Source organism: Rhizobium rhododendri (assembly GCF_007000325.2).
Classification (GTDB): Bacteria; Pseudomonadota; Alphaproteobacteria; order Rhizobiales; family Rhizobiaceae; genus Rhizobium; species Rhizobium rhododendri.
This window is the reverse complement of the sequence record NZ_CP117268.1, coordinates 578,846-599,439: the sequence shown is the minus strand read 5'-3', so window position 1 is coordinate 599,439 and position 20,594 is coordinate 578,846. Positions and strand designations below refer to the sequence as shown.

Sequence of the window (20,594 nt, the reverse complement as noted above, 5' to 3'; positions counted from 1 at the left end):
TCAGGCTAACTGTCCTCAGTCCTAGGACAGAGGACGCTGTTTATGAAGAGCCAAGATATCGTCGTTTTGTTAAAGCTGGTAAGTCTGCAAGACCAGGAACTCACCAAGGGCATCGATCGGTTGCGATCGGAATCCGTGGGGGGAGACCCGTATTCCGTTCGGAACCTAGAGGCGCTACTAGGTATCAGCAAGACCGAAATAGGGCAGTCCATTAAGCGCAGTGTCGCGTCAGGCATCGCGCGAAAAGACAATAGCAAGAACGAGCCTAGGCCAAGCCGCAGGAACCTGTTCGGCTTCATTACCACCGGGCTAAAGTTCGTCTTCCCCGCTCAAGTTGGGCCGATGCAGCGCGGCGTACCGACCGCCTTCGCCGCACCTATGCTCACGGAACTCCTGATCAGCGGCGGGACGTACAACTTCGTTTGGCCCTATGCCAACGGAAGGGAGATGGGGCAGGCGGTGGAGCCGCTCTTCAAGACCGTGCCGGACGCAGTCCTGAAGGACGACGCACTCTATGAGTACCTCGCGTTGGTCGATGCGATCCGCCTCGGGAACCAGCGGGAAGTTGGTCTCGCGACAGACCACCTCAAGTCAAGGATCATGAGCAAATGACAGCGATCCGCGCCCAACTGCTGGAAATGATGAAAGCCGTTGCCTCGGCCCTTGGCGACGACCTCCGCTCGCGCCTGGTCTTCGTCGGCGGATGCACGACCGCGCTATTCATCACTGATCCGGTCACGCTTGAGGATGTGCGTGCCACTGACGACATCGACCTGATCGTTGACTTGGCAGGCCTTCCCGCCTGGGCACAGCTCCAGGAAGAGCTTCGACACCGGGGCTTCATGGAGGCAGCTGACGAGGCGGTGATCTGCCGCATGCGTCTCGGCAAGCTCACGGTCGACTTCATGCCGGATGATCCGGCTATCCTCGGATTCGGAAATCGATGGTACGCGAGTGGAATCGAGACGGCACAGCACTACCAGCTCTCGGTAGACCTTGCGATCCGGATCCTGACGCCGCCAATGTTTCTTGCGACAAAGCTCGAGGCCTATGCCGGAAGGGGAAACGGCGACTTGATCATGAGTCGTGACGCGGAGGACATCCTCCTGATTGTCGACGGCAGGGAGGAGCTCCTAGCCGAGGTCACGGCGGCCGACAACGAGGTTCGAAATTTCATCGCCGGACAGTTTCGTGCGCTCCTCGATCAAGGTGACTTCGACGATTTTCTCGATGGCAATATCCGCGGGCCCGCCGGTCGTGTAGAAATCGTCCGGGACAGGTTTGTCTCGATAAGCCATTGTGCGGATGGCCCCGCACAATGAAAATCAAGGCCCGATGGTTGAGCCAAAAAGGAACACGCACCGACGACAATCGCGACCATGCGGGGATCACGGGGAGACATGGTGAACTCCTTGCTATCGTGGCTGATGGCGCCACGAACGGCTCAACAACGGGGGATATGCACGGGCAATCGTCGAAGCTGTCGTCGACTGGTTTCCAGGAACCGACGAGGCGTGGGGCCACGAGCTCATGCAAGCCAAGCTTCGGGAGATTCATCAAGCCCTTCGCAAATCGTTTCCAAGGGGTTCCGCCAGAATTATCTTCTTTCACGTGAGGGACAGACACAGGCTCCTTGACGGTTCTCCACTCAGGAGATTGCCTTCTTGGCAGGCACGACGGCCAGGTACACTGGCAAGTCACGCCACATACCCTCGCAAACGCCTTGGCGGACATGCCTCTCGATGCGATCGCAAAATCCCCCACGAGGCACTTTCTCACCCAGAGTTTTCGTTCCAGGAAGTTCATGGTCACAGACGTCCTCGCAGAAGAGAAGGTCAGCGGCACGTTTTTTCTTGCCGCCGATGGCTTCTGGGCGGAATTGACGGAGAGCGAGCAGGAAGTTCTTCTTGGCGGCGGCCAATCAGCTGCTCCAGAGAGAGATGATGGCAGCGTGCTACGATTATGGCTTTCCACCGAGGAGCCGACCGAAATCTTGCTGGACGATCGTGGATCGACGAATTTTTATGTGCGGACTCCAGGGCCCCGGAAATAACCCAGAAGCATAGATATCCGGCATCTTTCGCCGCCCATCAATGCCCGACGTCAGTTCCAGCGCCTTGAAAGGATTCGAACCAGCGACCCACTATTTAAAATCCGAACTGCTTAAGGAAATGCAACTATTTCATAAGTAGCTATCAGCACGACGAATCGTATGTGCTGTATCCATCCCATTAAAACTGATTGAAACCCGCCGCAGGTAATCAGAGAGGTGCTCGCCGTATTATCAGCCAGCCAACGCTTGAAATTGGCTCCGATTAATTGCCTTGGTGCGGCGTTGTTACCTCCACTCATTCCCAAAGAATCTGCGTGTATATCGAGGTGCATTTGCTAGCTCACGGTTAGCAATTTTGACTGAAGCTGATGAAGATCACCGATGCGCGCCGCTTTAAGCGAGTGCAGATAGCGCACGATAGCATCGCCGCTGCAGGTACCCTCGGAGCGCACCTCTGCAGCCTTCTCACCAAAGTGGGCTGTGACAGTAAAGCTGTAACGTGTGATGGACAGCGCATAGTGATAACTCGATGCGGTATCTTGCACGAAGTGATAGGGAGAAACCGCTACATGCGCGGCATCTTCGTAGAGTGACTTTAGATGGACGCCGATCAGGTCGAGCAGTTCCTCGGCGATGGTGACAATTGCCGCCTTCTCGCTAATGTCGCGGTGATGAAATATTTTGTTTCGCGCATGCCGCACCTTCTCAAACTGATTGAGGAAGGTTGTGACACCAAATGATGGCGCTACGGCAAAAGAATCTTTGATCCTAATCCAGTCCGCACCGATCAGCCTTTCGAGGTCGTTCAGCTTGGTGAACTGGATTAGATCCATTGTCCCGCCTCCTTCATCGACGAGGATCCGCGCTTCCTTGCTCATTGCAATCGAACGAGCAAAGTCATGGACGGCATTTGACAGGTCCAAACTAATGCGAAGGGTTCCGATGTGCGAAATGCCGGGATCGCTATGATGATGTGGATCGGAACGCAATATCTCAATATCGTAGGCCGGCTTCCACCAGTAAGATGACCCATGCACTTCATCCATCGTGTGGGCGAGAAAGGACCGGAAGGAACTTTCGAATATATTGAAGAGAGGATAAAGCCGCCCCATCTCCGCTAGACGCCGATTATAGGCTTTATGGACCTTGTCGATGAAGGCCCCAACCTCGATAGTAATTGCGGTCACACCCTTCTTGGGCCTGCCGATCGCCTCTTTTAGGCTGTCGCGCAGGATCGAGTCGTTGGCGATAGGTATGAATTTCGCAATCTTCTCAACGATGTCTTCTGAAGTTCCCTGTGGCAAAAGACGCCTTGCGGTCTGATGATGATCCTGCATATTAGATCTACCTGCACTCCGAAAAACCCGTCCTTGCAGGCTCGCCATCCCTATTGACGCGCCCGACTAGGTTATCTATATTCCCCTCACTCTGAAGTCGAGGAACAAGTCTTGATCCATTGCCTCGTGCAGGACGGCTACGGAGTCTAAAGCGATACAGCACGACCAATTTGGGCCCCACTGGGGCCTAAATTATTTTGGCATCCTCACTCCCTCGAGAGGTTCGCCGCCTTGATGCGGATTATTGCCGTCACGCAGGTATAAATGCGTTGTCATTGCGATCGTTACTTTCTAACGCCTAGAACCGCCCGCAGGCTGCAGTACTGCCTCGTCAGGGCCAAAAATATTTCCCAATTTTCAAGCAGAAACTTATGGCGTTTGCTACTTTAAATTGAACCGTAATACCGAGAAGATTGCGGCATGGCATTCAGATTCATTCATACGGCCGACCTCCATCTCGATTCACCATTACGCTCATTAGCGCTACGAAATAGTGACCTTGCCGAGCTGATCGGAGACGCCACCCGACAAGCCTTAACAGCGATCGTCGGCTTGTGTGTTGACGAACAGGTAAATGCTCTGATTATTGCCGGCGACCTATATGATGGCGAACAGACTTCGATGAAAACGGCCCGCTTTCTGGCCAGCCAGATGCAGCGGCTGCACGAGGCTGGCATTAACACGTTCGTGATCCGTGGAAATCATGACGCCCTGTCCCGAATTACCCAGGAGCTGATCCTACCGCCGTCGGTGACCGTGTTCAGCGGCCGCCCACACGCCGTCGACATCACTCATGGCGATCTAGCTATATCGGTGCACGGCCTGAGCTTTGCAAAGCCTCAAGCCCCGGAAAGCCTCCTCGAGAAATATCACCGCCCAACCCCTGACACCGTCAACATCGGTATCATGCATACGAGCCTCGCCGGAGCACCGGGTCACGATCTTTATGCACCGTGCAAGGCGGTCGACCTGCACGGTTGGGGTTTTGACTATTGGGCTCTTGGGCATATCCATGCGCGGGCACAGCATGCCGGCGAGCGCAGGGTGATCATGCCTGGTATGCCACAAGGGCGGGACATCAATGAGAGCGGCGAAAAGACGGTCACACTCGTCACGGTCAATGACGATCGTAGTCTTATCATCGAGGAGCGTTCGACCAGCATTGCCCAGTTCGAACGAATATCGGTCGATCTCTCCTCCGCCGATACCTGGCGAGAGGCGGCAGACCTTATCGAGCAGGGCATGAGTATTGCACGCGACGGGGTACGCTCTTCACTCACATGGGGAATTCGGCGTCGAGCCCTTTTAATAATCCATGGGACGCTTCCTTCGGTTGTTTGTGTCTGCAGTCAAGGCTCGGCCTGCTATTTATGACCGGGTTGTTTCCATCGCCGGTTCCACCTCGCATACGGCGCGCTGGTCGACGACACCATGATCTCGCTTGCGTCGCGGCCCAGGCTCAGGGGAACGATCCCATTCTTTGTTTAACGGCATTCGAGCCCTATCGAGCTTCGGGTCGTTCACCTGGATCTGCCAGGACTGATGATCTGGTCGGCTGATTGCAATTTGGCGAGGTTGCGGACTTCGCGATAGTTGTTCTCGGCTTGCCTTCAACACAAAGCCCTCGATGACGACGCCACCGGTCACGTATTTCCATAGCGCCACCAAATTTGCGCCAGTACCACGATCGCGCTCTTCTTCATAAGGCCACCGTTCGACTGGACCCACGACTGTGAGAGGCTGCGCATGAACTGCGCGAGGCTGGCATCGATAAGAAACTAATTCTAGACCTACTGGACGTCGCCATGCTCAGCAAATTCAAAGGGAAACTGCGGTGCTGAACCATCGTGACCTCCGCGGCAGCAACATACTTTGGGACGCAAGCATCGAGTCATTGGCACTAGTTCTGCTCCGACATCTTCATCGCCGTATCTCGACCGAATTTCAGAGTCGTGAATGGCAGAGTAGCGGTTTGGATGAGGACAAGACCGGCACCATTGAGTGCAGTTTTCGCGATTTGTGCGGCTCCGCTCGAACTTTCTAAATCTGTGCTTTCCACGGGACCGACAGACGGTCGTGCAGAATTTCTAGGTGGGATTGTCCCCGCGACCAGTGGATCTCGGGAGTCACAGCCGGGATTACATCGATCGTAGCGGATGACTTTGGTCGAAGTCGTGGCGGACGCCGAACGGTTCATCTTCTCAGGGTCACGAGATCTAACACCGTCAAAGACCGGCCGCTGGGTCGGAATAACGGTGTAAGGTGCAGAAGCAGCTTGCGTCTCTGTGATGCTCGCTGTCATTGGTGCTCGTGCCGTATCAACAATGTTCTGAAGTCTTGTTGAAGCGGCAACGGCTTCCCGACCGTCGGGATGGGAGGCCGTGACCTCTTGCAACAAAGGGGTGTGTGTCGGACCCGGATCGCTATAAGCAACGACAGATATTGCACCGAGCATAAGGCCGCCAGCCGCAAGCATGAGCCACGCTGGACCATTGTGTCGCGGCTTTGGGGTCCGTATATCGAGATCATGGCGATGCTGCCACACACGCTCGACACGGATTAACTCTCCATTGCCTGCCTCCGGTCGGGAAATGATGTCACGGCTGCGAGAAGTAGACATTGGATGCCTTTCGTTTGGCGTTGGACGGTCGAGGGCAAGCTTTGGCTCACCCAAGCGGTTGAACAGGGCGCTGGATTGACAACCCGGTATGGCTTATCTCTGGTACTGGTCGTGGACGACACCCATGATATCGCCCGACCGCGATACGCTCACGAGCAAGTTGTCGCCGCCACGGGTTGCCTTGACCAGATAACGTTCGCCGACATCCTGAACATCCCTCACTCGGTAACCACGATCCTCGAGCAAGGTAATAACGTCGTCAGGTCCAAAGCTGGGCCGTTGTACGGACCAACGGTTCTGATGGTCATGATGGCGGTTCCACGAGTTTAGAAAGTTGGATTCCGTGTTCCCGTCAACCGAGTAGGGATCTGAAGGCTGGCCATCGTAGATGACCACCTGCGAGAAGGCGGGTACGGCGGCGGTAGCGAATAGAGCAGCGGCCGCGGTGAACGCGATGACATAACGTGTCATGAAACTTACCTTTGACTAAAACCCTCTACCCGATCCTATTTGGCGACCGAGTTAGATCGATGTTTTGACGCGATGCGAAGCACAACGGCATTATGCGCCTTGCAACTGTTGCAGTGTGTCGTTTGTTATTGCGAAATGTTGCAGACACTTTACGGATAAAACTGCGCCGGGACTTGCTTCAGAAAAGTGAAGAGGTTTTCTTGAGTTGAAGGCAACCGGAATGCCAAAGCAGAAGAAATCTACAAAGGAATTTGGGAAGGAAGCAATGCGCCTGGCGTAGACGAGCGGACGGACATTGTGCCGGGCTCGCGTCTTCCCCAGCACTTGCTGCGCGAGATTTCTTTCTGCGTAGGCAGAGTCGATACGATAGCTCCTCGTTCGAAAACGATTGAGGTATTGGCGGTATGCGACCAGAACCTGCGGACTAAATTATGAGACGCGTCATCTCATTGTCATGTAAGAATTTTACTTCCGAGGCTAACGGGGCCTTAAATTGCGTTAAGGCCCGTGAAGTTGAACTTAGCATTCCGGATTGGTCACGAAAATGAAACAAGCGATATCGCCATTATCGCCGGCTCCCTCGTCGCGAAACAGTGCCGCCTTGAATTCGCCGTCACGCGTTCTGCTGGCAAGCCTGATCGGCACCACCATCGAATTCTTCGACTTCTACGTTTACGCGACGGCTGCCGTCCTCGTTTTCCCGACGCTGTTCTTTCCGACCAGCGATCCAACCACCGGCGTCCTGCAATCATTCGCGACTTTTTCCATCGCCTTCTTCGCCCGTCCGATCGGCGCCATCGTGTTCGGCCATTACGGTGACCGCATCGGTCGCAAGGTGACGCTCGTTGCAGCCCTCATGACCATGGGCATCTCGACGGTACTGATCGGCTTCCTGCCCTCCTACGCCTCGATCGGCGTGGCCGCGCCTCTGCTGCTGGCCATCTGCCGCTTCGGCCAGGGCTTCGGTCTCGGTGGCGAGTGGGGCGGCGCGGTGCTGCTGGCGACGGAGAATGCGCCGGAGGGCAAGCGCTCCTGGTACGGCATGTTCCCGCAACTGGGCGCGCCCGTCGGCCTGTTCCTGTCGTCGGCCGTCTTCTGGCTGCTGCTGCACTTCATCTCCCAGGAAGACTTCATCACCTGGGGCTGGCGCGTGCCGTTCATCGCCTCGATCGTCCTGATCGGCATCGGCCTCTGGGTCCGTCTGTCGATCACCGAGACCCCGGAGTTCAGCGAAGCCGTCGCTCGCAAGGAGCGCGTTGCCGTTCCCGTGGTCGAGATCCTGAAGAACCACAAGCGCAGCCTGGTCCTCGGCACCTTCGTGGCGCTGGCAACTTTCGTGCTCTTTTACATCGGCACGGCCTACCTGCTGTCCTACAACGTCAAGGTCCTGAAGATCAGCTTCCTCGACGCGCTTCTCGTGCAGATCGTCGCCTCGGTGTTCTTCGGCATCTTCTGCCCGATCGCCGGCAAGCTGTCGGACCGCTTTGGCCGCCGCACCGTGCTCGTTGCCACGACGGTCGCGATCGGTGTCTTCTCGTTCTTCCTGCAGACCCTGCTGACCGGCGGCCTCACCGAGATCTACATCTTCGCAGCCGTCAGCATGGCGCTGATGGGGATGACCTACGGCCCGATCGGCACAGCTCTGGCAGCACCGTTCCCGGTAGCCGTGCGCTATACCGGCGCCTCCATAACCTTCAACTTTGCCGGCATCTTCGGCGCCTCGCTGGCACCCTTTATCGCCACCTGGCTCGCCAGCAACTACGGCCTTGCCTATGTCGGCTACTACATGGCAATCGCCGCCTTCATCACGCTTGTCTGCATCCTGCTGTCAGGCAACGAAGAGATCTGATCCAAACAATCGCATCGAAAAAGGCCGCGAAACACATGTTTCGCGGCCCTTTTTTTTCTAAATACACATCAGCCATTCACCGGGGTACAGACGCATATTGTGCCGTCGCTTCAACCCGAGGCCCAGGCGCCCACGCTGTTTAGCTACTCTGTCGTCGCACCATGGAACATGGAACGGCCGAACCGCGCGGACGGTCGCATCGAGATCGACGTGGAGCGTCGTCATTTCGCAAGTTCAGTGACGTCATCCTTGCTCGTGCACTCGTAACCCTTTCCAAGTAACAGACCTGGGTTGCAGCGAGGATCTTAGCGGTCAAGGCCGCTTCGCTTCCCCTGTCTCGGCATGCTGAGGCCATAAATTCAATGCTGAGGCATCGCCACGGCGGGTCCGCGCTGAATTGGTCTTAGGATAAACACTAGGGGGAAAATGACCAGAAGGGCGATGGCAAAAAAATAGAACATGTCGTTGAATGCCATGACGGCGGCCTCACGCTTAATAACCTGAAAGATGTTCACAATGGCGAGCTGAACAGACTGCGGATCGCTGCCGGACTGGTGGATGCGTTCCTGAGCAATAACTGAATTGGCGGTGACCCTCTCCATTAGACGTTGCGTATGAACCGAAGTCTGACGGTCGAGCATGAGTCCTATCACGGCCAGTCCGATAGACCCGCCTAGGTTACGGGCAGCCGTGTAGATTCCGGCTGCGTCCTGCGCCTGCTCGCGAGGTACGGAGCTCGTCATCGCCTGGTTCAGGAAGACAAGGGTGAACGTCTGCCCGAGCCCTCGCAGTAGCTGCGAGAAACCGAAGTCTCCGCCATTGGTAGCTGCGGTGAGGCTCGTGTCCAGGTAACAGCTGACCGAATAGCAGACCAGCCCGAATGCGATTGCGATCCTGAGGTCAAGGGTTCTGATCAGAAGCGGGAAGAACGGAATGATCGCCAGCATTGGCAGGCCGCTGATAAGAACGACCATTCCCGATTGAAGCGCGTTGTATCCACTAATACGGGCAAGGAATTGAGGGATGAGATAGGTTATTCCATAGAGCGATGCCCCCGTGACGACCGCCATGAGGACGACACTTCCAAACGATCTTTGAAACAGGATGCTCAGGCGGATTACAGGCCTATCGGCAGTAAGCTGGCCCAAGACAAGCATACAAAAACCTCCCAGCGCGACGCCAGTCAAGAGGACAATCAACGACGACTCGAACCAGCTTTCTCTCTGTCCGTCCTCAAGAACTACCGTCAGGCACCCTAGAAACATCGACAAGCCAACGATCCCCAGCCAGTCCGCTTCAAGAAGCAATTCGAGATTGGTCCTTGAAGACGGCAATCCAAGGGTCAGAAGCATAAGCAGGCCGACGCCTACGGGGAGGTTAAGGAAGAACGCATAGTGCCAGCTGGCGTTTTCCGTTAGCCATCCGCCAAGAACAGGTCCGGCAATCGGTCCCATGATCGCGGTAATTCCGAACAGGGCAACGCCGATAGACTGCTGGTTGGCGGGAAGCCGCTGGGCGATAATGGTCATCGCTGTTGGTATCATCGCGCCTCCGGTGAACCCCTGGCCCGCGCGTCCCGCCACCATCATGCCAAGCGAGGTCGAAAAACCGCAGACCATGGAAAAGCAGATGAATAGTGAGGTCATGACAAGCAGAAACCTGCGGAGGCCGAGAAGGTTGGTAAACCAGCCCGAAAGCGGGATCATGACAATCTCCGCGACAAGATAGGCAGTGACGATCCATGTGCCTTCCGATCCGCTAGTTCCGATTTCCCCTTGTATCTGTGGCAGCGCAGAGTTGGTAATCGAAACGTCCAGCGTCGCCATAAGGGCGCCAACGATACCCGCGGTTACCGCCGTCCATGCCGCAGCGTCCGCCTTTTTTGGCGAGTTGTTTCCCCCCTCCAATTTCGTGGGGCTCATTGGCTAAGCTCCACTGCATTGTCTTTGCCATCGGTGATGCCGTGGGTATCCACCTCGACACTGACAGAGAGACCGGGGACTAGCACATTATGCGGGTTCGCATTGGCTTCAATTTTGATGCGTACGGGTATGCGTTGAACGATCTTTGTGAAATTCCCTGTGGCGTTCTCGGTCGGGATCAGCGCGAATTGTGCGCCTGTTCCGGGGGAGAAGCTCTCGACTTCGCCGTCGAGGGTTCCAGAGCTGATGGCGTCCACGCTGATTCTCGCAGGCTGTCCGACACGCATCGATTCAACCTGCGTCTCCTTGAAGTTGGCAACGAGGTAGATGTCTTTGACCGGAACGAGCGTCATCAATCGCGTACCAGCGGAGACATATTGCCCGACGGCTACCGACTTGTCGCCGACGACGCCCGCGATCGGCGCGGTGATCTCGGTGGCGTCGAGATCAAGCTCGACTGTTGCGAGCTGCGCTTCGGATTGCCGTACAGCCGCCTCCGCCTGTCTGACGGCGGCCTCAGTGGTGTTGATGGCCTCCTTTGCAGACGCCAGAGACGCCTCGGACACCTTGACCTGCGCGGCCTGCTGGTCGCGTTGGCTTGTGTAGGTTGCGATCTGTTCGTTGGACGTCGCGCCGGCGCGGCCAAGCGACTGATAGCGGTCGACCTGGCTCTGGGCGAACTGCGCCTGCGTCCTGACTGACAGGAGTTGCGCCTCAGCCTGTCCCACAGACGATATCTGCCGCTTCGCTTCGGCCTGCGCCCTGGCGAGGTCCGCTTTCGAAGACTCGACGCCAGCTTGTGCTTGGGCGACTTTAGCCTCATAGTTTCGCGGCTCGATCTTCAAAAGCCTATCGCCGACCGCGACCTTCTGGTTGGCGACCACATACACCTGTTCGACATATCCCTGGACCTTTGGCGACACTGTCGTCTGGTCGGCCTGAAGGAACGCGTCATTCGTGGACTGCAGGAACCGGCCGACCGTCCAATAGCGTAAGAACCATATTCCACCGCCGATCATTGCCAAAATGGCGACGGTCAGAAGGATGCGTTTGATGCGACGCTTCTGTTCGGGGTTTTTGGACGGCTTGAAAACTTCCCCGGGCGGTTCGCGAGAAGTGTCGTTTTCCTTTTCGACCTGCATCGCATTTACCTGTGCTAGCACGAGATCACTCCGTCGCATTAATGGTACTATTCATTTTATTTAGTCCCGATATGAAGTCTCATTCGGTGGTTGTGAAACTCATCAGTTTCTTTTTCGATCAAGAGCGAAAAGACCCCGACAATTTGCAATTACTGCAGCTTTCTCGACGGCGCGCGTAGCGTTTGGGTGCCCTTGTCGGTGCGACAGATCTGGGCTTTCGGCATTCACGTTGATATCTGCGGCAAGCAATTCATTCAGCTTAAAGGTGACCATAACGGTAGTACGGCGCCCCACTAAATTGGTCTTTTCGGCTTACCAGAAGGCAATAGATCATAGTCTCTGCTCCAGACTGGAGGTTTGCTGAGAGCGATTTCACCGCGAGAATTTTTGGGCGAGGAAGGTCTCCGGCGTCTGGCCCGTCACAGCAATCATGCCGCCAGGCGCGTCGACTGTTGGCGCTTGCTTGATCTATGATGAAGCCACCCGCCCGAATGCGGCGCGGCTGGGCAATGTCACCCTTCAGATCGTGCGGGACTGGACCGTGCAGTTCATGCGTAGCGACGGTAATATGACGGAATGAAGCCCGCATAAGCCGGGCATCAGCAGTGTGATGCTGCCGGTCGGAAGCGGCCTCGAAGTTAGTGGCTACGACCCGGATTGACGCGCGTTGGGCACTTGTCAAACCCATGTGAATCGCCTGCCGGGCGACGACAGCCCGACCAATCCAGGATGGACCGGCAGCCGGGAACCGGCTGCCGGATTTATTGCGATCAGAGACGTTTAGCTAGCAAACGAGCTATTGAAGTTGAAGCCGCCAGATGCGTTGCTGAACGAGAATGTTCCAGCCTTCTGTACGACTTCAGCCGGCAGCGATGCCGAAAACGTGCCTGACTTCGAACCGAAGGTGTAGCTGCCGCTGACAGCACCATCAGCACCGATGGTGACCGTGGAAGCGACCGTGGAGGCGCCGCCGCTCACGAGATCCAGCTGGGCGATGTCGAGTTCGATGATGTTGTTCATGTTAGTCTCCTTTCAGGTTGGGTTGGGGGGTGGCCTGCCTGGCCTTCCCCTCCTTCAGTCATCACCGGCTGCCTATGGCCATCAGAGGGTCCAATATCCAGTCGGTGAAGTGTCGGCGATCTGTGACGATATCGCCGATTAGGGTCGTACCGGGGGTCAGCGGACGCTCTTCGCCATACGCGGCGATGCTGGTGCGCTCGAGGCTGACTGTGACCCGGTAGACGGGAGCTGTAAGGGCGATGGGAGCCAGAAGCTCACCCTCGCGATAGGTTGCGCGGGAGACCTGAACGACATGGCCCAAAAGCGTCCCGAAACGTTGATATGGAAAGGCATCGACCTTCAGCCGTACCTCCTGCCCTGGCTGGATAAGGCCAGCAGAGCGCGGCGGAACCAGCAGATTGGCTTCGAGGTTGCTGCCAGCAGGCACGAGGGCTGCAAGAGGCGATTGCGTGATGGCAGTCTGCCCCGGCTGAGCCTGTAGCGCCGCAACTCGGCCGGACACCGGCGCGACGACCACATAGGCGCGGTTGACCTTCAATTGCGCAAGGGATTGCTCGAGCTCGCTGCGAAGACCTTGTAGCTGAGCGAGCTTGTCGTCCCTGTCCGCTGGCAGGCTGGCCAATTGCGAGCGTGCATCGACAAGATCGCCTTGCCGCTGTTCCTTCTGCCGCTCGAGTTCGTGGATGACGCTCTCCTGGGCAAAGATCTGCTGCTGGCGGCGCGATAGTTCAAAACGCGTCCCGCCGCCATTGACCTGGAGCTTGGCGTAGTGGCCGGTATCGTCTGTTTGCAGGGCTTGCAGCCGGCGTTCAGACTCCAGACGTTGCTCCTGGCTCGCCAGTTCGCTGCCCAGCCCTTCGACACGGGAAGACAGACGTCGCTCCTCCTGGTCAAAGCGGGTGTTGGATGCCTTGATCTGTGTATCGATGGACTGAATACGCGCTTGCGTCTCAATTCGCAATTTTTCACCGACCATGCCGTCTGCGCCAGTCGTCTCCAGCGACAGTTCCACCATCGGCTGGCCCTGGGTGACCAGATCTCCCTCATGGACAAGCACGCGGGTTACCGTGCCGCCCTTGGCGGCGTAGATCTGTGCCAGGCCACCAGTCGGGGCTATGTAGCCCTGCACCGTTTCCTTGCGCGCATAGGTACCGGTCATGAGATAGGCTGCACCGACCACCACGAGGCAGCCGAGGACGGTGGTCATCACCCCATGGCTCACCGGTTGTGCGATCATCACCTCCCCGCCAATGCGGCGACGATGTTCAGTGGCTTCGCTACGGAACAGGGTACTCATGGCACCACCTGCAAAGGGTGGGCCGGCACATCGCGCTTTAGCTCGCGTATATTGCCGTTTTCCACTGCAAAGGCGCGGGCAGCACCTTCGATGGCTCCGGGGCGATGGGCGACCATCACTTGGGTGATTCCGAGCTTGCTCAGCGATTGCATGAGGCGGCGCTCCGACAGGACATCCAGATTGGCCGTCCCTTCGTCGAGAAACAATATGGACGGCTTGCGGTACAGCGCACGCGCCAGGAGAGCTCGCTGCTGCTGCCCACCTGACAGCGTAGATCCGAGGTCTCCCACCAAGGTCATGTAGCCCATTGGCATACACATGATTTCGTCGTGAAGGCCAACAAGCCGGACAACCTCCTCGACCCGAGCGATATCGATCTCAGGATCGAAAAAAGCGATATTGTCGGCAATCGTCCCCGCAAAAAGCTGGTCGTCCTGCATCACCACACCGACCTTGGCTCGGTACGCCCGCATCCCGAAGACGCCGAGCGGGAGGCCGTCCACAAACACCTCGCCCTCACCCGGCGGATAGAGGCCCATCAACAACTTCAAGAGGGTAGACTTGCCGCCGCCAGAAGGGCCCACAAAGACGACGGACTGCCCCGCCTCTATGGAGAGGGATACATCCTTCAGAACCCATGCCTCCCGTTCGGCATAGCGAAAGGAGAGGTTGCGTACGAGAAGTGATCCGGCAAGTGGACGATCCCCCCGGGCTGCGGCATTGAGGGCGGGCTCTGGATCCTGATGCACGACATCGGCCAGGCGCTCTAGATGAAGGCCGATCATGCGAAATTTGAAATACTGGTCGACGAGTGAAAACGCCGCCGTGCTGAACTGGCTCCGATAGGAAAGGAAAGCCAGCAACATGCCGAGCGTCATCTCTCCGCGGATGATGCTGCCGGCTCCGAAATAGAAGACGAGGAGCATCTCGGCGCCCGTCAGGAAGGATAAGCCTGCCGAACCCTTAAGACTGATTTTCTGGACGCGTACATTGTTGTTGATGCTGTCGGCATAGGCATTTTGCCAGACACCGTGGCGTTCCAGTTCACGTCCGAACAGCTTGAATGCCCGCGCACCAAGGATCGTTTCAAGCAGGATACCATCCACCTTGGCCTGGTACTGGATACCCTCGTTGGTCAGGCTGCGAAGCCACGGAAAAGTCCCCAAGCGTATGCAAATGACCAGCGCCAGCGAGCCCAGCACAATGCTTGCCAGATAGGGCGCGTAGATCACCATCACGACCAGCGTGATGATCGCCATTAACCCGTCCAGCGCGCCGGACACAAAGCCACCTGTCAGCAGATCCTGAACCGGCTGAAGGGAATTAAAACGCGATAGGATATCGCCGAGACGCCGTTTTTCAAACCACGGGACAGGCAGGCGCATGGCATGACGCAACAGATTGCCGCGCATCTGAAAGGTAAGAAGCGTGCTGAAATGCATCTGCACGTATCCGCGCAACAAGGTCGTGGCGCTCTGAACCAACAGCAGCAATGCCGCGCCGATGACTATGACGTTCAGGAGACTGAAATCACCCTTTGAGATTGCCTCATCGACAATCATCTGGTTGACGAGCGGCGACAGCAGAACAAAGAATTGCAACAGGGCGGAGAGCGCCAGGATCTGCAGCAGGCTCGGAATGAAGCCGGCGCTCCTGGACCAAAGGTCGGCCAGGCACACCCGCTCGACCACCTTGCGTTTTCGGAAGGTGGTTGCCGGTGTGAATTCCAGCGCTATCCCGGTAAAATGTTTCGATGCTTCGTTGAGGGAAAGCCGCCGCTGGCCGCTCGCGGGATCGTGGATGTCCACCCACCGGCCGGATGCATGCGTTAGCACGACGTAGTGCGACATATCCCAGTGGAGAATGCAGGGTGTCTTCAGCTTGCCGATATCTGCCATTTCCAGCTTCAGCGGCCGACTGGTCAGACCGAGATCGTCAGCGACCGCGATGAGCGTTTTCAGAGTCGTACCGTTTGCGGATGCAGCGTGGCGGCGACGAAGTTCTGACAAAGTTATCCGATGACCGTGAAAGCCGGCCACCATCACCAGGCACGCAAGCCCGCATTCAGCGGCTTCGGATTGTAGCAGAGGCTCAACCCCGTAGCGTTTATGGAGGGCCGTGAGAAACAACTGACTATCTCGCTTTAAGTGGTGAAAGATGAGAAATGGGGTGTGACTTCCAACGAACGCCCGGGCGTCCGACGACCGTCCCTTCATGACAGGCCATCGACGAGTTTTCTGAAGACGATGGTTAGGTTCGGGACACTTGGACGTTGACATCCAGTTCAGAACTCGCCTCAGAAGAAGGGCACTGACTGGTCCGAATTCTGTGAAGGTGAGTGATGCAAGACATACGACAAAGCTCCCTTGGATCGTTCATTCCCGGCGCTCCTAATTCGTGCGTGGCAATCAAGCTGCCGTGTCCAAAGGTATGCCATGCCTCATTATTGAGTTGGGTCTAGTTATGTTGAGAGATGTTGCGGCGACCCACTTTGCCGCCACAATCAGGATGATATCTGGCTTGCAGGGGCGGCCGGGGTGCTCGCCCAACCGGATCTGCGATTCGCACACCGGGCCTGGGAGAGCAATCGCCTTCGGAGCTACGCCACCTCCCCATACCTTCTGGCTAGGACACTTCCCGATCTTCGTCGGACGGCTCAATACCCGCGTTTGATCGTGCTATGATCTCGAAGCCGAGCTCTTCGAACATTCCTTTGAAGTCCCGTTAACTCAGCGGATATCGCAATTACGAGGTGGACCCTTGCACCATCAGCCAGGCCTCTAACAGATAGGATATTCGGCTTGAGTCCCTGCCTCGACATCACAGGTTTGATGAAGAGGTGCTGCGCTTCGAGTTGATGATAAACGTGGTCATGTGAGAACAGCCACAAACAACAATGGAAGGAAGCGCAGCATGCAGTATTTTGCAGGCCTTGACGTCTCGTTGCAAGAGACCTCGGTATGTGTCGTTGATGAGACCGGTCGGATTTGCCGGGAGATGAAAGTCGTCAGTCACCCGGACGATCTGGTCGCGGCGTTAAAGAGCCTGGGCTGGGAATTTGTCCGCATCGGGCTGGAAGCCGGTCCGATGTCGCAGTGGTTATATAGTGGCCTGGTTGAGGCGGAGCTGCCAACGGTCTGCATCGAAACCCGTCATGCGAAAGCCTTTCTCAAAGCGCAGGTCAACAAGACGGACCGCAACGATGCCCGCGGTATTGCCCAGATGATGCGGGTGAACCTCTTTCGTCCCGTGCACGTCAAGACGCTGACCAGTCAAAAACGCCGCGCTCTTCTGACCGCACGTAAGCTGCTCCAGGAGAAGGCGCTCGCATTTGAGAACGATATTCGTGGGCTTCTGCGTAACTTCGGCCTCAAGGTGGGCATTGCCAGGGTTGGTAAATTCGAAAACCGCATCAACGAACTCCTGGAGGCTATTCCCGATCTCAAGGAGATCATCGCTCCCCTGCTTGACGCCCGCCAAAAACTCCGGGACGAGTTCTCACGGCTGCACCGGAAGGTCCTCGACATCGCCCGGGATGATGTCACCTGCAAGCGGTTGATGACGATACCCGGAATAGGTCCAGTGATCTCACTCGCTTACATCTGCACCATCGACAGTCCCGCTCGGTTTGTGCACTCCCGAGCGGTGGGACCTGCTTTGGGGCTGACACCGGTCATCAATCAATCGGGAGAAAGCAAGAGAGTTGGCCGCGTGTCTGCCTGCGGCGATGCGATCATGCGCGGGCTACTTTACGAGGCGGCACAGGTGTTGCTGACGCGGGTGAAGAAATGGTCCTGGTTGAAGGCTTGGGCGATGAATGTTGCCAAACGCCGCGGTCTTCGAAAGGCCATTGTCGCTCTTGCGCGGAGACTTGCGGTGATCATGCACCGGATGTGGAGCGATGGCACGGAGTTCCGGTGGAGCCGCGACAGCGACGTGGCGAAAGCCGCCTAATCGGAAACAACGGGAGATAATAGAGTTCTGCCAGCCGGTGGAAAGATGTCCTTCGCGGACGGTGGACAAGGTAAGTTCGACCGCAGCCTTGCTCAACTGCAGCATATCGCAGCTAGAGCGACTAACAGATTGAACCGCCTTGTTCTCCTAATCCTATGGTGGGAGGGCCGAGGGGCCGATCCCGGAGAGAAGCGTGGACCGCGAAAGATATTAGATGCCGATGCAGAAATAGCTCGAAGTGCTTGACCTCAACACGCCGAATAGAGAAGGCTGCGGAAAAAGGCGCTTGCTGCGAGCGTACTGCCGTGATTCCATTGCTGAGTGATTTCGGCAGGAGGATGACATGCGCGGCAGTGACAACCAGACAGCGGGACTATTTTCTTATGTGAGCTGCGAAGCCCGCGTTCCGGCAAACCATCCGCTGCGGCCGATCCGTGCCATTGTAGACGAAGCGCTGGAAGTTCTGTCGCCGGATTTCGAGGCGATGTATTCATCGATCGGCCGGCCGTCGATCCCGCCGGAGAAGCTGCTGCGCGCTTTGTTGTTGCAGGCCTTCTACACGATCGGCTCGGAGCGTCAGCTCATGGAGCAGATGGATTACAATCTGCTGTTCCGCTGGTTCGTCGGCCTGTCGATGGACGCGCCGATCTGGGACGTCACGGTGTCCACCAAGAACCGCGAACGCCTCCTGGCGGGCGACATCGCCGCCAAGTTCCTGGCCGCCTTGCTGGGCCAGCCGAGGGTGAAAGCGCTGCTGTCGGACGAGCATTTCTCGGTGGACGGTACCTTGATCGAAGCCTGGGCGAGCATGAAGAGCTTCAAGCCCAAGGACGACGCAGATGGTGGCGACGCCGACAGCAGCGGCTCTGGCGCTGAAGGGAAACAGCCGCCAGAAGCCAAAGGCCGCAACTCTGAGCGCGATTTCCACGGCGACAAGCGCAGCAACGCAACCCATGCATCGACCACCGACCCGGACGCCAGGCTTTATAAGAAGGCCCGTGGTCAGGCGGCCAGGCTCTGCCATATGGGCCACGTCACCATGGAAAACCGGAACGGCTTGGTTGTCGCCGCCACGCTGACCCATGCGACCGGCACCGCCGAGCGCGAGGCAGCATTGGATATGGTGGGCAGCATGGATGGTCGTCATCGCATCACATTGGCTGCAGACAAAGCCTACGATACGGCCGACTTCGTTGCCGCCTTGCGGGACGCAAAGGTAACGCCACACGTCGCCCAGAACACGACGAACCGACGCTCGGCCATAGACGGTCGGACCACCCATCATCCCGGCTACGGTGTCAGTCAGCGCATTCGCAAGCGCATCGAGGAAGTGTTCGGTTGGGCCAAGACCAGCGGCGGAATGCGCAAGACCCGCCATCGTGGAAAGGATCGCGTCGGCTGGATGTTCACCCTGACAGCGACGGCTTATAATCTGGTGAGGCTGCCAAAGCTGCTGGCGACAGCCTAATCGCGCCCGTAATCCGCCTAAAGAGGGCGGATTACGACGAAACGGGCCGACAAGGCCACTGAAGAACCATTGTCGCTGCTCGTATTCGAGCTAGCTATCGAGGATCGGCGGGAAAATTGGCGCTATTTCCGCACCCTGCTAATGTCTATCTTTAAAACATCTACCGCCGTTTCAACTTTTCGATAATCGCATTCAGAATAATCGGCAGATCGGCACGCTCCACAAGCCTGCAGTGGAATTTTTATCCGACGGTCAATGCACCGCTAAACGCAGCAATTTGTACCGGGCTTTTCTGCGTTTGTCAGAAGGCCAACAACATTTCGCAACAAAACATAACGCAACTTCACAAGGTTATATGGCACGAAAAACTTCTTGAGGTGTCTCTTCAAAGGAATTTTTCATGTCAAAAAAAACAATCCAATGGAACGGTGCTGTTCAACCTGAAGCGATAGATATTCTTACCGCCGAGGGCGGCATGATTGTGAGCCCCACGAAAGTGGGTTACATAATTATGACATCGGATGGCGCTGGGCTTCGAAGAAAATTTTCTGCGAAAGAACGTAATCTCAACAAGCCTGGGGTCGTTCTCGTAAGTTCGTTGGAACAGCTGCGCGATTTGGCGGAATTGACTCCAGAGATCGACGCGTTTTATTCTTGGCATTGGAAAGAAGATGTTTTGTTGGGATGCATTCTGCCCTGGAAAAAGGCGGCGCTTCGGCACATACCGGACGGCGCCGCCGACTTGGTGATGGACAGCCGCCGAACAAGTTGTTTTGTCATCCGGTTTGGCACGCCTTCCGAATTAATCGCGCAACGCCTATGGGAAGTTGAGCAAAAACTGACCTTCGCGAGCTCTGCTAATCCATCTGGACAGGGAAATAAAGGGCTGGTTGAGGGGATCGGAGCGCGTATTGGTACCATGGCGGATTTGGTCATCGCAGCTGATGACTACGTTGCTTCAATCCAGCCGGCAAAGGAAGCTGGATCGCGTTACGAACAAGGTGTCATGGTTTCGATGGTTGATGAACACGGAAAAATCGTACCAGAGCAAGGTGGATGCCGTTCTATTGAGCCTGCCCCCACATTGATCCGTAAAGGTCTAGATGTTGATCGCATCATGGAGGCTCTGGCGAATAATTTCGAAAGCTGGAACTATCGGCATGGCCAGTATTATTGAGCCGCCGCGCGCGCTTGGTGCCCAGATGGCGGTTCACGAGGAGGGTCTCTGCTGTGGCTACGTGTTCGGCGGCTGTACGGAAGCTGCCGTGGCTGCGGAGGCTCTTTAGACTATGGCACGGGAACGACCGGTTTGTGCGGCTCCGGGAAGGGCCTTGGTTTTTCGATATGGTCCTGCCGTGCGGCGGTGGTATGATGCTGGCCATCCGCTTGTTGCAAGATAACCTTAGCCTGCATTCCGTGCTCGAGGGCCTGAACGCGTGCCGTTGCATGGGACTGCGATAC

At 56.7% G+C, this 20,594-nt stretch carries 15 protein-coding genes and 1 pseudogene; 9 read left to right on the top strand and 7 right to left on the bottom strand.

What is annotated here, in order from left to right:
• The first annotated feature begins 42 nt into the window (after positions 1-42).
• The 3 genes from PR018_RS20485 to PR018_RS20475 all read left to right on the top strand — a co-directional run bounded on the left by PR018_RS20485 (position 43) and on the right by PR018_RS20475 (position 2,053).
• On the top strand, positions 43-612 hold the full coding sequence (locus PR018_RS20485) for a hypothetical protein (protein ID WP_142831126.1): 570 nt from the start codon (positions 43-45) through the stop codon (positions 610-612).
• Positions 609-1,322 carry a nucleotidyl transferase AbiEii/AbiGii toxin family protein gene (locus PR018_RS20480; RefSeq protein WP_142831125.1) on the top strand — a complete coding sequence of 238 codons (714 nt, stop codon included), beginning with the start codon at positions 609-611 and terminating at the stop codon, positions 1,320-1,322. The genes PR018_RS20485 and PR018_RS20480 overlap by 4 nt, the downstream gene beginning before the upstream one ends.
• A 482-nt stretch (positions 1,323-1,804) precedes the next feature.
• The gene (locus PR018_RS20475; RefSeq protein WP_244615422.1) at positions 1,805-2,053 is read left to right on the top strand and encodes a hypothetical protein; all 249 of its coding nucleotides are present in this window, start codon (positions 1,805-1,807) and stop codon (positions 2,051-2,053) included.
• A gap of 335 nt (positions 2,054-2,388) precedes the next feature.
• On the opposite strand, the gene PR018_RS20470 is transcribed toward PR018_RS20475, so the two are convergent.
• Entirely contained in the window at positions 2,389-3,390 is a 1,002-nt protein-coding gene (locus tag PR018_RS20470) for a hypothetical protein (protein WP_143123506.1), read from the bottom strand.
• Positions 3,391-3,810: 420 nt separating this feature from the next.
• Between PR018_RS20470 and PR018_RS20465 the strand changes: the two are divergent.
• Positions 3,811-4,686: pseudogene (locus PR018_RS20465) on the top strand (metallophosphoesterase family protein); the annotation flags it as partial.
• Between the two features lie 1,417 nt (positions 4,687-6,103).
• Here PR018_RS20465 and PR018_RS20460 read toward each other — a convergent pair.
• Positions 6,104-6,481, bottom strand: coding sequence for a hypothetical protein (locus tag PR018_RS20460; RefSeq protein ID WP_142832593.1), 378 nt, complete (start codon positions 6,479-6,481; stop codon positions 6,104-6,106).
• Positions 6,482-7,025: 544 nt separating this feature from the next.
• Between PR018_RS20460 and PR018_RS20455 the strand changes: the two genes are divergently transcribed.
• Complete coding sequence (locus PR018_RS20455; RefSeq protein WP_143134255.1) at positions 7,026-8,330, top strand: MFS transporter; 1,305 nt, start codon at positions 7,026-7,028, stop codon at positions 8,328-8,330.
• Positions 8,331-8,689: 359 nt separating this feature from the next.
• Here the strand turns inward: PR018_RS20455 and PR018_RS20450 are convergent, their stop codons facing one another.
• The 5 genes from PR018_RS20450 to PR018_RS20430 all read right to left on the bottom strand — a co-directional run bounded on the left by PR018_RS20450 (position 8,690) and on the right by PR018_RS20430 (position 15,753).
• Entirely contained in the window at positions 8,690-10,252 is a 1,563-nt protein-coding gene (locus PR018_RS20450; RefSeq protein WP_279621459.1) for a DHA2 family efflux MFS transporter permease subunit, read from the bottom strand.
• Complete coding sequence (locus tag PR018_RS20445) at positions 10,249-11,415, bottom strand: HlyD family secretion protein (RefSeq protein ID WP_202617241.1); 1,167 nt, start codon at positions 11,413-11,415, stop codon at positions 10,249-10,251. Before PR018_RS20445 ends, PR018_RS20450 begins: the two co-directional genes overlap by 4 nt.
• A gap of 759 nt (positions 11,416-12,174) precedes the next feature.
• Positions 12,175-12,414: a flagellar hook protein gene (locus PR018_RS20440; RefSeq protein ID WP_111220922.1), complete on the bottom strand. Its 240-nt coding sequence runs from the start codon at positions 12,412-12,414 to the stop codon at positions 12,175-12,177.
• Between the two features lie 61 nt (positions 12,415-12,475).
• Positions 12,476-13,711: an HlyD family secretion protein gene (locus tag PR018_RS20435; RefSeq protein ID WP_142832531.1), complete on the bottom strand. Its 1,236-nt coding sequence runs from the start codon at positions 13,709-13,711 to the stop codon at positions 12,476-12,478.
• A complete protein-coding gene (locus tag PR018_RS20430; protein ID WP_244615595.1) occupies positions 13,708-15,753 on the bottom strand; it encodes a peptidase domain-containing ABC transporter in 2,046 nt (681 codons plus the stop codon). The genes PR018_RS20435 and PR018_RS20430 overlap by 4 nt, the downstream gene beginning before the upstream one ends.
• Positions 15,754-16,624: 871 nt before the next feature.
• On the opposite strand from PR018_RS20430, the gene PR018_RS20425 reads away from it, so the two are divergent.
• The 4 genes from PR018_RS20425 (at position 16,625) to PR018_RS20410 (ending at position 20,419) form a co-directional block, all read left to right on the top strand.
• Positions 16,625-17,665 carry an IS110 family RNA-guided transposase gene (locus PR018_RS20425; protein ID WP_142832530.1) on the top strand — a complete coding sequence of 347 codons (1,041 nt, stop codon included), beginning with the start codon at positions 16,625-16,627 and terminating at the stop codon, positions 17,663-17,665.
• Positions 17,666-18,008: 343 nt separating this feature from the next.
• The gene (locus tag PR018_RS20420; protein WP_142832529.1) at positions 18,009-19,133 is read left to right on the top strand and encodes an IS5 family transposase; all 1,125 of its coding nucleotides are present in this window, start codon (positions 18,009-18,011) and stop codon (positions 19,131-19,133) included.
• A gap of 400 nt (positions 19,134-19,533) precedes the next feature.
• Positions 19,534-20,310 (top strand): L-threonylcarbamoyladenylate synthase, encoded by a 777-nt coding sequence (locus PR018_RS20415; RefSeq protein ID WP_142832528.1) that lies wholly within the window; start codon positions 19,534-19,536, stop codon positions 20,308-20,310.
• Positions 20,294-20,419 carry an XdhC family protein gene (locus PR018_RS20410; protein ID WP_161991043.1) on the top strand — a complete coding sequence of 42 codons (126 nt, stop codon included), beginning with the start codon at positions 20,294-20,296 and terminating at the stop codon, positions 20,417-20,419. The genes PR018_RS20415 and PR018_RS20410 overlap by 17 nt, the downstream gene beginning before the upstream one ends.
• The last annotated feature ends 175 nt before the right edge of the window (positions 20,420-20,594 follow it).